Source organism: Scandinavium sp. M-37 (genome assembly GCF_043558715.1).
Lineage (GTDB): Bacteria > Pseudomonadota > Gammaproteobacteria > Enterobacterales > Enterobacteriaceae > Scandinavium > Scandinavium vulneris_A.
Genome location: NZ_JBIGIN010000007.1, coordinates 165,740 through 179,923, shown reverse-complemented (window position 1 = coordinate 179,923; position 14,184 = coordinate 165,740). Strand labels below are relative to the sequence as shown.

The window sequence follows — 14,184 nt, the reverse complement described above, 5'->3', positions numbered from 1 at the left end:
GGTTGAGTGGCTGGTTAGTGTTTTGGCGAATACAAAACTAACCACTTTTACCGCCGTTTTCTATTGGTTCACGCTTAACCGCGATGAACCTCTTTTTTTAGCGAACCACCAGCACCGGCACATGCGCGTGACGGATAACGCTGGACGCATTCGACCCCAGTAAATGGGTGGCAATCGATGGATTTCGCGAACCAATCACCACCACGTCAGCGTTCAACTCTTCGGCAAGCTCATTGACCGCGTCACGCACGCTGCCCATTACGACATGGATTTTGATCCGCGAAGGGTCGAGAGTGAAATGCTCAACCATGGTTTTCAGGCGCGTTTCCGCTTCACTGTACAGATGCTCTTCAAAGCGACGCAGATCGGCTGCAAAGCGGGTCATGGTCAGGCTGGCAGAGCCTGGCAGGACGTGCAAAAGGTGAATGATGCCATTCTGTTGGGCGAGAAACTCCGCATGGCGTACGGCCTTGTCGCTTAGCGCCATTTCAAAGACATCAACCGGCATAATAATGGTGTTGTACATATCTTTCCCTCCTTCTTTGTATGGTTTTATCTAACCATTTTCGACGGGGGATTTGTGTCATTCACGTCGCAAATATCATCTTCGGGCGGGGAGGGGAGGGTAAATTTTGCTGGCGAGGCAAACGGAAAGAGGATGTGGGGGACATCCTCTGAACAAGACGGGTCAGACGCGTTTAGCGGTGAAATTCACCCGCGGCTTCAGGCTGGTACAGCAGTTCGAGCACTTCTAAATGTGCTTCGGTGCCGTTCGGCAGCTTCCAGTGAATGGTGTCCCCAACGCGAAGGCCTAGCAGGGCTGCACCGACCGGAGCCAGTACCGAAAGCTGGGTGGCGCTGTCGGTCATTTTTGCCGGGAACACCAGGGTGCGCACGCGCTCTTCATCGGTGCTCAAATCGCGGAAACGGACCTGGCTGTTCATGCTGACAACGTTGTGCGGCATCGCCTGTGGGGAGCACATCTGCGCCCGATCCAGTTCGTCATTCAGCGCAGCGGCAACCGGTGAGGTGGCCCACTCTGGCTGTTCCAGCAGGCGGTCGATGCGTTCGGCATCGAACTCATTAATGATGATGGCGGGTCTGGTCATTGTTGACTCCATGTTTTCCAGGTTGAAATCCAGTTGCTTGTTTCCAAAAGAAAACCCTCGTCGTACAGGACGAGGGTTTAGGGTCTGACCATCATACTGACTGTGGTCGGATCTTTGAAGTGATTCAGCTCACATTAGAAGATTAGGCTGCCAATCAGCGCGAACAAGAAGGCCAGGCCGCCCAGCAGCGTTTCCATCACCGTCCAGGTTTTCAGGGTGGTCTTCTCATCCATTTCCAGGAAGCGACCCACCAGCCAGAAACCGGAGTCGTTAACGTGTGACAGCACCGTGGCACCACCGGCGATAGCGATCACGATAAAGCACAGATCAAGCTGGCTGATACCCGTCGTGGCCTGCACCATCGGCGCGACCAGCGCGGCGGTGGTTGTCAGGGCGACTGTGGCGGAACCTTGCGCCACGCGCAGCGCCGTGGAAATCACGAAGGCGGCGACAATAACCGGCATCCCGGTGTCTGACAGCACGCCAGCCAGAGCATCACCAATGCCGCTGGCACGCAGAACGCCGCCGAACATACCGCCTGCGCCAGTCACCAGAATGATGCCGCAGATGGGACCTAATGCGCCGTCACAGATTTTTTCCAGATGCTTAAGGCTGTGCTGACGGCTGAAAACGGCCAGCGCAAAGAACACGGTGATCAGCAGCGCTACCGGGGTTTTGCCGAGCATACGCAGGAAGTTCACCACCACATCATCTTTCGCCACCCAGCCCAGAACGACCGCGGTATTGAGCCCCGTTTCGAGGAAAATCAGCACCAGCGGCATCAGCAGAATGGTCAGCACCATACCGAATGACGGCGGCTTGTGATTGGCATCGGCTTCAACGGTGCCGAGGAAAGAAGAAGGCAGTTTGATGTCGAATTTCTTGCCAGCATATTGGCCGTACAGGTACGCGCCGAGATACCAGGTTGGCAGGGCGATAATCAGGCCGACAATCACCAGTAGACCGATGTTGGCCCCGAGCAGTTCAGCTGCAGCAACCGGGCCCGGATGAGGCGGAACCAGCGCATGCATTACCGCAAAGGCACCCGCCGCCGGGAAGGCGTATTTCAGCGTCGAGCCGCCAAACTGCTTCGCGACGCTGAAAATAATCGGCAGCATCACCACCAGACCGGCGTCGAAGAAAATCGGGAAGCCGAACAGCAGGGAGGCGACACCGAGTGCAAACGGCGCGCGATGTGCGCCAAATTTACCAATCAGCGTATCGGCCAGCACTTTTGCCCCGCCGGAGACTTCCAGCAGGCGGCCAATCATTGCACCCAGACCGACCAGCAGCGCCACGCCCGCTAGCGTGCCGCCAAAGCCGGTCAGTAATGTTGGAACCACTTTATCGAAAGGCACTTTTGTCAGCAGCGCCACCACGATGCTGACCAGGGTTAAGGCTAAAAAGGCATGCACTTTGAAGCGCATGATCAAGACCAGCAGCAGGGCGACGGCCCCTGCAGCGATGCCGAGCAGCGTACCGGCTCCCAATGCGTTCGTAACTTCTGTCATCTTAATATCCTCTGTAGGGTGACAGCTAATGGGTAGTGATAGCCTGGCTAAATCCCTGCATTTATCACTGATACCGGTAACATGATACTGGTAACATAGCGGGGGTTGTAAATACGCTCCGGGACGTTTATTAACACTTTGCGACGGCCGTCAAATATCCTGAACATTTATCGATTCGAATAAAATATGTTCGATAGACGTGATGGATTTCAAATCTGGCATATCCTTGATAAGCACCGCTGCGCCTTCCGGCGTCAGCATTTTTCCAGAAACAGGAGATTCCATGAGCGGTTACGACAAATTGACCCTAAAAGATGGCAGCACGCTCTATTTCAAAGACTGGGGGAGCGGACAGCCGATTGTGTTCAGCCACGGCTGGCCGCTAACGGCAGATGCGTTCGAAGACCAGATGCTGTTTCTCGGCTCGAAGGGATATCGGGTGATTGCTCATGACCGACGCGGCCACGGCCGTTCGTCCCAGACCTGGGACGGTAATAACATGGATCAATATGCCGACGATCTCGCCGAGCTGACGGCACATCTGGATCTGAAAGATGCGGTCCACGTCGGGCACTCCACCGGCGGGGGCGAAGTGGCGCGGTATATTGGCCGCCACGGCACCAGCCGGGTGGCAAAGGCGGTGTTGATTAGCGCGGTGACGCCTATCATGGTGAAAACCGATTTTAACCCGAACGGCGTGCCGATTGAGGTGTTTGACGGCATCCGCGAGGGCGTAGTGAAGGACCGTGGGGCATTCTTCCATGAACTGACGATGGCGTTTTACGGCTATAACCGCGCAGGAGCAAACATCTCGGAAGTGGTTCGTGCCGGCTTCGTCGCACAGGGCTTACAGGGCTCTATCAAATCGCTTTATGACTGTATTAAGGCGTTTTCGGAAACGGACCTGCGCGACGATTTAGCGCGGATGACCATCCCGACGTTAGTCATTCATGGCGACGATGATCAGATTGTCCCGTTCGAGACCTGCGGCAAAGTGGCCGCTGAAGCTCTGCCGCACGGCGAGCTAAAGGTGTATCCGGGCGGCTCCCACGGAATTTGCACCACCCACAAACAGCAGATCAACGAAGATCTGCTGGCATTCCTCAAAGCGTAACGGCGATGCCCGGTACGTGATGTGCCGGGCGTACACTTCCCCCTCTAACAGGCTACACTGACGGTTTTCTCCTTTCAGGGCCAGACAATGCCGGTCACTCAACTTCCAGCCGATCAGCGCTTTTTTGCCGACCTGCTCAGCGGACTGGTGCTTAATCCCCAGCAGCTTGGTCGCGTGTGGTTTGCCAGCGCGCCGAAAACCCCGCCAGCGGGTAGCCTGTGTCTGGATTTGCCGCGTCTTGACGTGGTATTACGCGGTGAATATGGCAATAAGCTGGAGCAGGCGCAGCGGACGTTGACCCAGGGCGAGATGCTGTTTATCCCGCCGCGTGCCGCCAATTTGCCGCTGTTCACCCGTTCGACGATGGTGCTGAGTATGGTTTTTGCCCCTGCGTGGACCGGAATGGCATTTTATGACTGCCGGAGCGGCGGCACGCCAGGCCCGCTGCGCAAGATTGAAATCGCCCATCAGCAGCGCGGGGAAGGGGAGGCAATGCTCACCGCCTTGACGCTGCTCAGCCGTTCTCCGCAGGATCAGTCGATCATCCAGCCCCTGATGCTCAGCTTTCTGCATCTGTGCCGTAAAAGCGTCACGACCCGCGCAGACGCGACCCCGACCCGGCCGCAGTTTCTGTATCAGAGCATGTGCAACTGGATCCAGGATAACTATGCGCAGCCGCTGACCCGCGAAGACGTGGCGGGCTTTTTTAACATTACCCCGAATCATTTGTCGCGGCTGTTCAGCCAGCAGGGCACGATGAGTTTTGTCGAGTATTTACGCTGGGTGAGGATGGCGAAGGCGCGGATGATTTTACAGAAGTCACCGCTGTCGATTGGCGATGTGGCGCTGCGCTGTGGCTATCCTGATGGCGACTATTTTAGCCGGGTGTTCCGGCGTCAGTTTGGCCTGACGCCGGGGGAGTATCGGGCACGTTTTCAGTAAGGTTACAGGCTCAGCTCTGTATTCAGCAGACGGTGCAGCGCCTCGGGATCGGTGGCTGCCAGTAGTGACTCGCGGAACGTTTTATTCACCAACTTACGCGCCAGTTGGGAGAAGACTTTCACGTGGTTAATCCCTTCGTGTTCGCCGAGGGTGAGCATGATAACCAGCTCCACGTCGCCCATTTCCGATTCCCAGTCTACCTGAGTGGGCAGCCGCGCCAGGCTGATACTTGAGTGGCGGATCCATGCCGATTTGGTGTGCGGAATCGCCACCCCAAAGCCCACCCCGGTGGTGACGATTTCTTCCCGCTGCCAGATATCCTCTTCCAGTTCGAGCGGATGCGCGGTGCGCCCGTTCACTGCCAGGTTGCCGCACAGCAGCTGGATAACCTGCTCTTTGCGATATGGCTTATCGACGAACAGAATGTTCTCTACCGCCAGCAGCGGGCGGGCGTCCTCTTCGGGGGTAAAGGTGCGCAGCAGGGTTTCTATCTCTTCCGGGCTGCGGCAGTCGCAGGCTTTATCGGCCAGCGCCCGACAGGCACGACTGTCGAGCTGGCGCAGCTGGCTTTTCACCGCCGGAATGCGCGGCCCGCTCATGCTCAGTTCGTCCAGTTCCAGGCCGAGCAGCAGCGGCAGATAGCGCGTTTCGCCACCCAGCTCACCGCAAATCCCCACCCATTTCCCATGCCGATGTGCAACGGTGATAATTTGGCGCAGCATGCGTAAAAACGACGGGGTGACCGGATTGTACAGCGGCGACACGCGCGGGTTATTGCGATCGACTGCATACAAATACTGGGTCATGTCGTTGGAGCCGACGCTGAAGAAATCCACTTCATCGCAGAAGTGGTCGATGATGTAGCACACCGACGGGACTTCCACCATGATGCCCAGCGGCAGGGACGCAGCAAAGCGCGCACCTTCCGCCTGCAGCTCGGCTTTGACCTGCTGCAGTTCGTTCTTCACCCACAGGATCTGGTCGAGGCTGTGGACCATCGGGATCATCAGCCGGGCCTGACCCACCGCGCCTGCACGCAAAATCGCTCTAAGCTGCGTGCGGAACAGCCCGGCAAATTCCGGGTAAATGCGCACCGCGCGATAGCCGAGGAACGGGTTTTCTTCCTGTGGAATATTCAGGTAGCTCAGCGGCTTATCGCCGCCGATGTCCATGGTACGGAAAATAACCGGTTTATCTCCCGCCGCCAGCAGCACCTGCTGATAGGTTTCAAACTGCTCTTGTTCATCGGGCGGCGTTGTCCTGTCCATGTACAGCATTTCGCTGCGGAACAGGCCGATGCCTTCTGCACCGTGGCTGAACGCCGCAGGCGCTTCCAGCGCGCTGCCGATATTCGCCCCCACCTCCAGCCGTTGTCCGTCACGGGAGAGGGCGCTCTGGGCCGCATCCCGGGTCTGACAGGCGATGCGTTGATCGGCCAGTTCACGCGCCAGGGTGTAATAACCCTGCACCGCCTCATTAGGCTCCAGCACCAGCACGCCGCACTGTCCGTCGAGGATAGCCGGTTTGTGTTCGAGTGCGCTGAGGTCGGCCACGCTCAGCCCGTTCAGTACGGGCACCGAGGCGGCGCGGGCGAGGATCAGCGTGTGCGACGTTGGGCCAGTTTTCTCCAGGATCATGCCTTTCAGCTGGCTCAGGTCGAGGCTCAGGAACTGGCTCGGGGTGAGATCGTCGGCGACCAGAATCGACGGACGACTCAGGCGCAGCACTTCCTGATTGCGGTACTGCGGCCAGGTGATGTGCAGCAGGCGCTCGCTGATATCGCGAATATCGCTGGCGCGTTCGCGCAGATAGTCGCTGCTGGAAGCCAGCAGTTTTTCGCAGATGGCTTCCATATTGTCGACGATCGCCGCCGCCAGACCCTGTTTTTCATCACGCATGATGCGGCGAATATTGCTGGCAAACTCATCGTCCTGAATCAGTGACAGATGCGCGCTGAGAATGGTTTTGCTCTCGCCGCCGAGCAGGCGCAGCTGTTGGTTGAGATTATCGGCCAGCTCTGCCAGACCGTACTCCAGACGGGTCATGTCTTCGGGGCTGGCAGGGATGGTGCGATAGCGATCCAGGCTGTCGCTGCGCCACAGGGTAATGTCCCCGCAGCCGATGCCGGTCGCCAGAATATTGCCTGCCAGCAGATGCGGATGCAGCCGTGAAAGCGAGCGGGGCAGGGGATGCGCGGTCGGTGACAGCGCCGCCGGTTGCACGCTGTCGCTATCAATAAAGTGATGCTGGAGATAGCTTTCCAGCGCCCGGCGCGCCGCTTCGGCATCGTTCCCGCTGATTTGGAGCGAACAGCTGTCGTTAAACAGCGTGCCGGTACTCACCAGCGCCAGCGAGCTTTTGGCATCGGCGTGGGTATTCAGGCGGTGGTTGATAAAGCGGATATCACTTTGCCACGCGCTGCATTGCTCTTTCAGCGCCCAGGCAGGGCGGGCGTGTAAGCCGTTGGGCAACGGGCACAGAAAATCAAGCGTCAGCATAACGGTTCCTGTAAGCACAAAATCAGCATCTGAAGTCCGTCAGATGAGAAACGGTTTTGGCATTCATGTCGTGAAGTAGGGCCACCAGCAGCTGGTGGGTGAGGCTGATATCGCCTGCATCGGCAATCGAGGCCGCGCAGTGTCCGTGCCGGGTCGGTGGGCCAAGGACCACGGTCGGGATCCCGGTGCCGATCAGGTGTATCGCCCCGCCGTCGGTGCCGCCGTTGCTGAACATGTCCCGTTGCAGGGAAATGGCGTAGCGAGCGGCGGTGTCTTCCACCCAGGCCGTCAGACGCGGCGGGGCGATCAGCGTTTTGTCATACATCACCAGCATCGGGCCTTCACCAATCTGGCGATGGTTGTCGCAGCCGTAATCAAAATTTTTGGCCCAGCAGGCGGTGTCCAGTACCAGCGCCAGGTCCGGGTTAAGCTTGCGGGTGGCGGTTTGTCCCCCGCGCAGCCCAACCTCTTCGCTGGAGCTGGCCACCAGCCAGACTTCGGCGTTGAGCGGGGTTTGATGCAGTTCGCGCAGCAGGCTGATGAGCAGATAACAGCCGAGCCTGTCGTCGAAGGCTTTACCCATCAGCCGATGATGAGGCAGCTCGCAAAACGGGGTGGCGAACGTTACGCGATCGCCCGGTTCCACCCCGGCTTCGGCCACCTCATCGGCGCTGCAGGCCCCGATATCGACCCGCAGTTTGGCCACTTCATTGCCATGCCGCTCGCCGTCGAGCAGCCCGTTAATTTTTACGCCGTAGCGGGTGGTTATCCGCACCGGCTGTAGTTCGCGGGCGGTCATGCGTACGTTGCCAATCGGGATAACGTCGATGGCACCTTCGCGCGAAATGCTGCGTACCATAAAGCCCACTTCGTCCATGTGTGCACAGACCATCACCTTCGGGCCCGTGCTTTCATTGAGACGAATGAGCACCGAGCCGAGGCCGTCAAACTGCACCTCTTTACCCAGGGCGTCCGCTTCGCGCAGCAGAATTTCCCGCACTTCCTGTTCGGAGGCCGCAATGGCATCGGCTTCGCTGAGCGCTTTCAGTAACGCGATATCCATCACGCCTCTCCCGTCATCAGCAGCGTTTTCGGGGTCTGGTAGAGCACCTCGGCACCGCTGTCGGTCACCAGCACCACGTCCTCGATGCGCACGCCGCCTTCACCTTCAAGATATATGCCCGGCTCTACTGTCAGTAGCATACCGGGGCGTAACAGGGTGGCGTCGGTCGGGGAGAAGCGCGGGTTTTCATGCACATCGATGCCGATGGCGTGCCCGGTGTTATGCCCAAAGTTCGGCCCGTAACCGGCACGGCTGATATGCTCTCTGGCGGCAGCATCAACCGTGTGACAGACCACGCCAGGACGCACGGCGGCAATGGCCGCCAGCTGTGCCTCAAGCACGGTCTGATACACCGCATACAGCGGCGACATTTCAGGCTGCGCAAACCGTCCCGCGACCAAAAAGGTGCGGGTAATATCAGAACAATATCCCTGGTATTGCGCGCCAAAATCGAGCGTCACCAGTTCGCCTGCGATGATGACTTTTTCCGACGCTTTGCCGTGAGGCAGCGCGCCGCGAGGGCCACTGGCGACTATCGTATCGAACGAGGGTTTCTCTGCCCCCTGTTGTTTCATGAACCACTCCAGCTCGGCGGCGACTTCACGTTCCCGCATTCCGGGCTGGATAAAACGGCGGATATGCTCGGCGGTGGCGTCGGCAATACGGCAGGCTTCGCGAATAAGCTGGATTTCGTCAGCGGTTTTTACCTGGCGCAGCGCGTCGAGCGACACGCTGACCAGCGAAGGATGCAGCGCCTCCTGCCAATCGCAGCCGGTTTGCCAGCTCACATGTTCACCTTCAAAGCCGAGGCGTTGCAGGCCTTCTTCCTGCGCAATCTGATTCACGATGCCGGGCATCGTGCGTCCGGCCTCCAGGCGATGCAGTTGATACCCTTGGGTACGGGCCGCCACGTCGCTGTAATAGCGGAAATCCACCAGGATGTGGGCGTGCTGCCGGGTGATCAGCACGTAGCCTGAACTGCTGGAGAAGCCCAGATGCGGGAGCTTGTTTGGCTTAGAGGAGATAAGCATCGCGTCTATCCGCTGGTGCGTCATCCACTCACGTATTGCCGTCAGCACTGCCATAGCCGTATTCCTCTTACAGGGTGTCGATTGCCAGCTTGCCGCGTTTATGCAGGCCGTTACGGATAAGCACCACCAGCAGCGCGGTGATCAGCGCCCCGACGGCAATACTCAGCATGTAGGCTCCCAGATTGGTCACTAGCGGCCAGGCCCAGATAGCGGATTCCGGGAACCACTGCACGGCACCGAGCGCGGTAGCGGTCATCGCCCCGGCAATGGCACCCGTCATGTAAGCCGGAAGGGTCGCTATCGGATTCTCCAACAGGAACGGGATAGCCCCTTCGCTGATGCCCATAAAGGCGAGGAACATCGCGGTTTTGCCTTGCGGATAGAGCTGCGGGCTGAACAGGCGTTTGCCGGTCAGACGGCGGTCAATCAGCGTCGCCAGCCCCAGACCAATCGGCGGAATAACAATCGCCACTGCGCGCGGGGTGATAGCCAGCACGTGGTCGGTGGTAAAGCCCAGCGCCACAAAACCCGCCGCTTTATTGATAGGCCCGCCGAGGTCAATCGCCGTCGCTGCGGCCATGCCTATCGCATACATCATCGACCCGGCCTGACCTGCCGCCAGCAGCAGCGTGCGCATCCCGGCGTTCAGCCAGCCGCCTATCGGGGTGATGACGTAATACATCGCCAGCATGACAAACAGGGCGGACAGAATCGGGATCAGGAAGGTGCTTTTGAACGCCAGCAGATACTGCGGCATGGCGATTTTCGCGTTCAGCCATTTCACCAGATACCCGGCGGCAATGGCGATAATCAGCGCCCCGATAAAGGTGGAGGGCACCGGTTTGGTTGCCAGCCAGCTCAGTTTCTCTGGGTCAAAGTTCAACACCAGCGTGGGCTGCGTGGCAACCAGGCCGCCGATAAAGCCCGCCGGGAAGGCCAGCTTGCCGCCGATGGAGTTGGCGACGAAGGCCGAGAACATTGGGATGGCGAAGCTAAACAGCAGCCCGCCGAAGGATTCCGTCAGATAGCCGAACTTGAGTACCGACAGATTAAAACCGGTGAATTTACCCGAGTTCAGCGCATCCATGATCCCCATGTCCGGCGGGATCTCCAGCCAGACATAGGCAATCAGCTGTGAAATGGCGAGGATCACCCCGCCCATGATAAGCGTTGGCACCATGCGGGAAATCCCCGACATGATGTGCTGTGGCAGTTCTTTCCAGAAGGCGGAACCTGATTCTACAGGCGCGGTGTTCAGCGCAATGGCTTCGCCGTCTGGCGAAGCGGGACGAATGGCGCTACGTTTTTTTATTGCCATTTCACACACCCTTGCGGTTGAGGATTACGGTTGTTCGGCAGCGATCAGTTCTTCAATCTCTTTCAGGGTGCCTGCCGCATTTTTAATGGCATCCTGAAGGGTGATTTCATACACGTCGCGGGTTTCAAAGCGTTCGTTATCTTCTGGCGTGATAGCGATGGCGTGGATGATGATGTCGGCGCTGGCGATATCCTGCGCGGTCAGCCGGTTCTGAATACCATCGGCCCCCTGAGTTTCAATTTTGACCTCGTAACCGGCTTCTGTGGCGGCATCTTCCAGCGCCTGCGCGGCCATAAAGGTGTGGGCCAGCCCCATTGGACAGGCACACAGTGCAATCAATTTCTTCGCCATGATGAACTCCTTGAGTAAACGTCGGGGTTGATTATGCTCAGAGCTTTCTGGCTTCCGTTACCGGATAAAAGATGCATTTGCTGGAATTTCGATGCACTGATAAGGAAGTGTGATGCGCATCCGTTTATAAGAAAAACGCATGGCACGTTGCAAAGAAGGGCGGAAGGACAACAAAGGGGCAAAGTCAGAGAGGGGAATCAGGCCGGGTCCACGTGGGTGGCCCGGCTGTGAACTTAGTTTCCGGCTTTATCGATAACGAACTGCGACCCGCAGTTACCCGGGTGCGGCTGAGGCAGGAGTGAGCCTTCCGCCAGCGGGGCATTAATGGCGTTGGTTTTAATCGCAATCTGCATTTCGGTCAGATAGGCGGGATTGCCGCTACAGGTTAACTTGAACGCTTTCACGCCCTGTTTGCCATAGCTTTTGACGACCGCGTCATTAAAGGCGCTGCGGCTGACGGTTTTCCCGTAGTTTTCGGCCAGGAAGGTGCCTAACGCACTCTGTTTAATTTCACCGTTGAGGCGCACCATGGTGCCGAAATAGGCGTCCGGATCGAAACCAAAGCACACCCCGTGCTTGGCATATTCATAGCGTTCCAGGCACGACGTGCCACCGCTACCCGGCATTACGTTGTTGAGCTTATTGGCCATTTCCAGCGACAGCCCGGTTTCGGCGGCGGCGCATTTCTGGCTGCCGCGCACTTCAGGCATGTTAGGGATGGGGCGTGTTGCGCAGCCGAAGCGCATCCAGCGGCGGTTATCCACGCCGCGTGCGGCGATAGATTTTGGCAGGCTGGGCCACAGGCCGTGAACCGTCAGATAACCGGTTTTATCCTTCACCTCTTTTTGCAACCGGCACTCGTCAGGTTCGTTTCGATTACGTTCGTGCATACTCTGGCAAAAGCCGGTTTGCCATGAGAGCGCCAGCACATAGCTGTCGAAATCGCCGTATTGGGTCGCGGTGAGCGGGTCGGCGTGTGCGAGAGGGGCGCCCAGCATCCACGCGGCGGCGCAGACGGCGGCTATATCCTTCCTGAACATGGTTTTTCCTGATTTCGGGATGAAAGATTTCAGAAACATTAAAGCACAAAAAAGGCGCCTTCAGGCGCCTTTTCATCACGGTACGTTATTAATGCACCACGGCCGCAGGCACCATGAGCTCGGTAGCAATGATCACCACCACCAGGCCGACCAGTACCGGAATCGAGGTGCGCTTAACCACTTCAAACGGCGAAATTTTTGCCATCCCGGCGACGGCCACCACCACGCCGGAAACTGGCGAAATGGTGCGTCCAAGGTTCGACGCTTGCAGCATTGGAATCGACAGGTACGCCGGGTTGATGCCGGAGCTGTGTGCCAGTTTTGGGATCATCTCGACGAAGGCATAGAACGGCGCGTTACCGGAGCCGGTGGTCATTGCCGCCAGCATGGTCAGCACGACCAGTACCAGCATCAGGATGATGCTTGCCGAGCCGAACGAGGTCGCGATGGAAATCAGGCTATCGATGAAGCCGATAGTGCTCAGACCCTGGGCGAAGACGCCCGCCGCAACCAGCAGCATGACCACGCTTGCGAAGGCATCCGCCATGCCGCGATATGCCACTTCCAGACCGGAGAAGACCTTCTGGGTGTTAAAGCCGCGGAAGAATTCCAGAATTGCCGCCAGCAGCATACAGATAACCAGGATGGTGATGATGTGCAGTTCCGGGCCCCATTTACCGTCAAAAATCAGCACGCCGATAATCGGGGTGAACGGCAGAATGGCATAGAACGACGGTGCGTTGGTGGTGATTTCGCTGACGTCGAGCATCTCGTGGGAGATGTTCTCTTTTTTATCGAGATAGCGCTGCCAGAAGAAGTGCGCCACCGCCATGCAGACAATCGCCGCGATGGAAATCGGCAGGGTGGTTTTAAAGGCAAAGTCAATCAGCGGCATCTCCGCCGCTTTCGCCGCCAGCACTACGTCGCCGGAGGTTGGAGAGAGGATAATTGCCGCCGGAGAGGCACAGATGGCGGCTGCGGCGCCACGGCTGATCCCCACGTTGACCATGACCGGGAACAGGGTGCCCATCAGCAATACGCCCAGCCCGGTAGCAGAAGAGACCGCCAGCGACATCAGGCACGCCACGAAATAAGCGGCAATCATCAGGATGTACGGTGAGTTGATGAGGCGCAGCGGTTTGGAGGTCAGTTTGACCACCATGTCATTCGCGCCGATGTGGGTCATGTAGGCGGCAAAACCGCACAGCATCATGATCATCATGCCCAGGTCGCCGCCACGGCTCATCAGCAGGATTTTTATGTATTCGACGATATCAGTGGCGGAGTAGCCGGTGCTGCTGGCGCTGGCTGGCAGGATTTTGTGGCCCATCAGGGCGCTGGCGATCAGCAGTACCAGGCCGCCAACGAACAGCACGCCCGTCGCGGAATAGCCTTTGATGATATAGCGGGCGACGCCCGCAATGACGACCACTCCGATGAGGAGCTCAAACAACGTTAGCATGATGGATTCCTGATGATTTTTTGTGACTACAGCCCAAAAAAAATGCTGAATAAAAAATAATAAGTAGAGGAATGTGCCCAATAAACGGCCAAACCTTACTGACGGAAATCAATAAATCGACAACCACGTCCCGCCAGCACGTCAAAATAAACGCCGCTATCACATTATATCTATTTATTTGGTGAATGTTTTGTATTCTAATGATGCGGAATTGAAACGTAAAAGTGAATGGAAATCAGTGGGTTCGACGGCGAGTGTAAAGAGTGTAAAAGTCGCTTTCGGTTCTTTTTTGTTGCCGCGTATACTCTGGCCACTTTTTCTTTTCGGCACTGACCGGCATTGATGATGAACGTTCCCTGGACTTATCGCCTGCGTTTCTTCCGGCGGCATCTTGCGATGCTGCTGGTGGCGTTTGGCGTGTTGATCCTGCAGAGCCAGCTGGCGCTGGCCTCTCATCAGTGTGACCTGAATCCGCTCGGCGCGAGCGTGATGCTCCAGCATATTGAGCATCAGGGCATGTCGTCGATAACGATGAAAACGCCGCTGTGCGAAAAGCACTGCGTACCGGACAGCGCGCAACAGACCAACGATCATCCGCCTGCTATGGCGCTGCCGACCACGGTCGCGCTGGCGGTTGTGGAAACCCCTTGTCAGTCAGTGTCCCGCGCTGGCTGGAGCCTCAAACCGCCCGCCGTGGGGCCACCGGCAACAATCCGCTTCTGCCGGTTCAGAGAATAAACACTCC

General features: G+C 57.7%; 13 protein-coding genes. 3 read left to right on the top strand and 10 right to left on the bottom strand.

The window, feature by feature from the left end:
- Positions 1-97 precede the first annotated feature (97 nt).
- The 3 genes from uspG to ACG0Z5_RS08015 all read right to left on the bottom strand — a co-directional run bounded on the left by uspG (position 98) and on the right by ACG0Z5_RS08015 (position 2,620).
- Positions 98-526, bottom strand: coding sequence for a universal stress protein UspG (uspG, locus tag ACG0Z5_RS08025; protein WP_394446430.1), 429 nt, complete (start codon positions 524-526; stop codon positions 98-100).
- Positions 527-698: 172 nt separating this feature from the next.
- The gene (gene rnk, locus ACG0Z5_RS08020; RefSeq protein WP_394446429.1) at positions 699-1,109 is read right to left on the bottom strand and encodes a nucleoside diphosphate kinase regulator; all 411 of its coding nucleotides are present in this window, start codon (positions 1,107-1,109) and stop codon (positions 699-701) included.
- Between the two features lie 134 nt (positions 1,110-1,243).
- Positions 1,244-2,620, bottom strand: coding sequence for a GntP family permease (locus ACG0Z5_RS08015; RefSeq protein ID WP_319626927.1), 1,377 nt, complete (start codon positions 2,618-2,620; stop codon positions 1,244-1,246).
- Between the two features lie 283 nt (positions 2,621-2,903).
- Between ACG0Z5_RS08015 and ACG0Z5_RS08010 the strand changes: the two genes are divergently transcribed.
- A complete protein-coding gene (locus tag ACG0Z5_RS08010; RefSeq protein ID WP_394446428.1) occupies positions 2,904-3,734 on the top strand; it encodes an alpha/beta fold hydrolase in 831 nt (276 codons plus the stop codon).
- 87 nt (positions 3,735-3,821) lie between these two features.
- Complete coding sequence (locus ACG0Z5_RS08005) at positions 3,822-4,676, top strand: helix-turn-helix transcriptional regulator (RefSeq protein WP_394446427.1); 855 nt, start codon at positions 3,822-3,824, stop codon at positions 4,674-4,676.
- Between the two features lie 2 nt (positions 4,677-4,678).
- Here the strand turns inward: ACG0Z5_RS08005 and ptsP are convergent, their stop codons facing one another.
- The 7 genes from ptsP to dcuC all read right to left on the bottom strand — a co-directional run bounded on the left by ptsP (position 4,679) and on the right by dcuC (position 13,439).
- Complete coding sequence (gene ptsP / locus ACG0Z5_RS08000; RefSeq protein WP_394446426.1) at positions 4,679-7,174, bottom strand: phosphoenolpyruvate--protein phosphotransferase; 2,496 nt, start codon at positions 7,172-7,174, stop codon at positions 4,679-4,681.
- Positions 7,175-7,196: 22 nt separating this feature from the next.
- Positions 7,197-8,237, bottom strand: a complete 1,041-nt coding sequence (ypdE, locus tag ACG0Z5_RS07995) for an aminopeptidase (RefSeq protein ID WP_394446425.1) — start codon at positions 8,235-8,237, stop codon at positions 7,197-7,199.
- Positions 8,237-9,322, bottom strand: coding sequence for an aminopeptidase (gene ypdF / locus ACG0Z5_RS07990; RefSeq protein WP_394446424.1), 1,086 nt, complete (start codon positions 9,320-9,322; stop codon positions 8,237-8,239). The genes ypdE and ypdF overlap by 1 nt, the downstream gene beginning before the upstream one ends.
- A gap of 13 nt (positions 9,323-9,335) precedes the next feature.
- Positions 9,336-10,586, bottom strand: coding sequence for a PTS fructose transporter subunit IIC (locus ACG0Z5_RS07985; RefSeq protein WP_319626933.1), 1,251 nt, complete (start codon positions 10,584-10,586; stop codon positions 9,336-9,338).
- Between the two features lie 24 nt (positions 10,587-10,610).
- A complete protein-coding gene (locus ACG0Z5_RS07980) occupies positions 10,611-10,937 on the bottom strand; it encodes a PTS fructose transporter subunit IIB (RefSeq protein ID WP_319785302.1) in 327 nt (108 codons plus the stop codon).
- A gap of 233 nt (positions 10,938-11,170) precedes the next feature.
- Positions 11,171-11,977 carry a ribonuclease I gene (gene rna / locus ACG0Z5_RS07975; protein WP_394446423.1) on the bottom strand — a complete coding sequence of 269 codons (807 nt, stop codon included), beginning with the start codon at positions 11,975-11,977 and terminating at the stop codon, positions 11,171-11,173.
- Between the two features lie 88 nt (positions 11,978-12,065).
- Complete coding sequence (gene dcuC / locus ACG0Z5_RS07970; RefSeq protein ID WP_394446422.1) at positions 12,066-13,439, bottom strand: anaerobic C4-dicarboxylate transporter DcuC; 1,374 nt, start codon at positions 13,437-13,439, stop codon at positions 12,066-12,068.
- 342 nt (positions 13,440-13,781) lie between these two features.
- Here dcuC and ACG0Z5_RS07965 point away from each other — a divergent pair, with 342 nt between their 5' ends.
- Positions 13,782-14,177, top strand: coding sequence for a DUF2946 domain-containing protein (locus ACG0Z5_RS07965; RefSeq protein ID WP_394446421.1), 396 nt, complete (start codon positions 13,782-13,784; stop codon positions 14,175-14,177).
- The last annotated feature ends 7 nt before the right edge of the window (positions 14,178-14,184 follow it).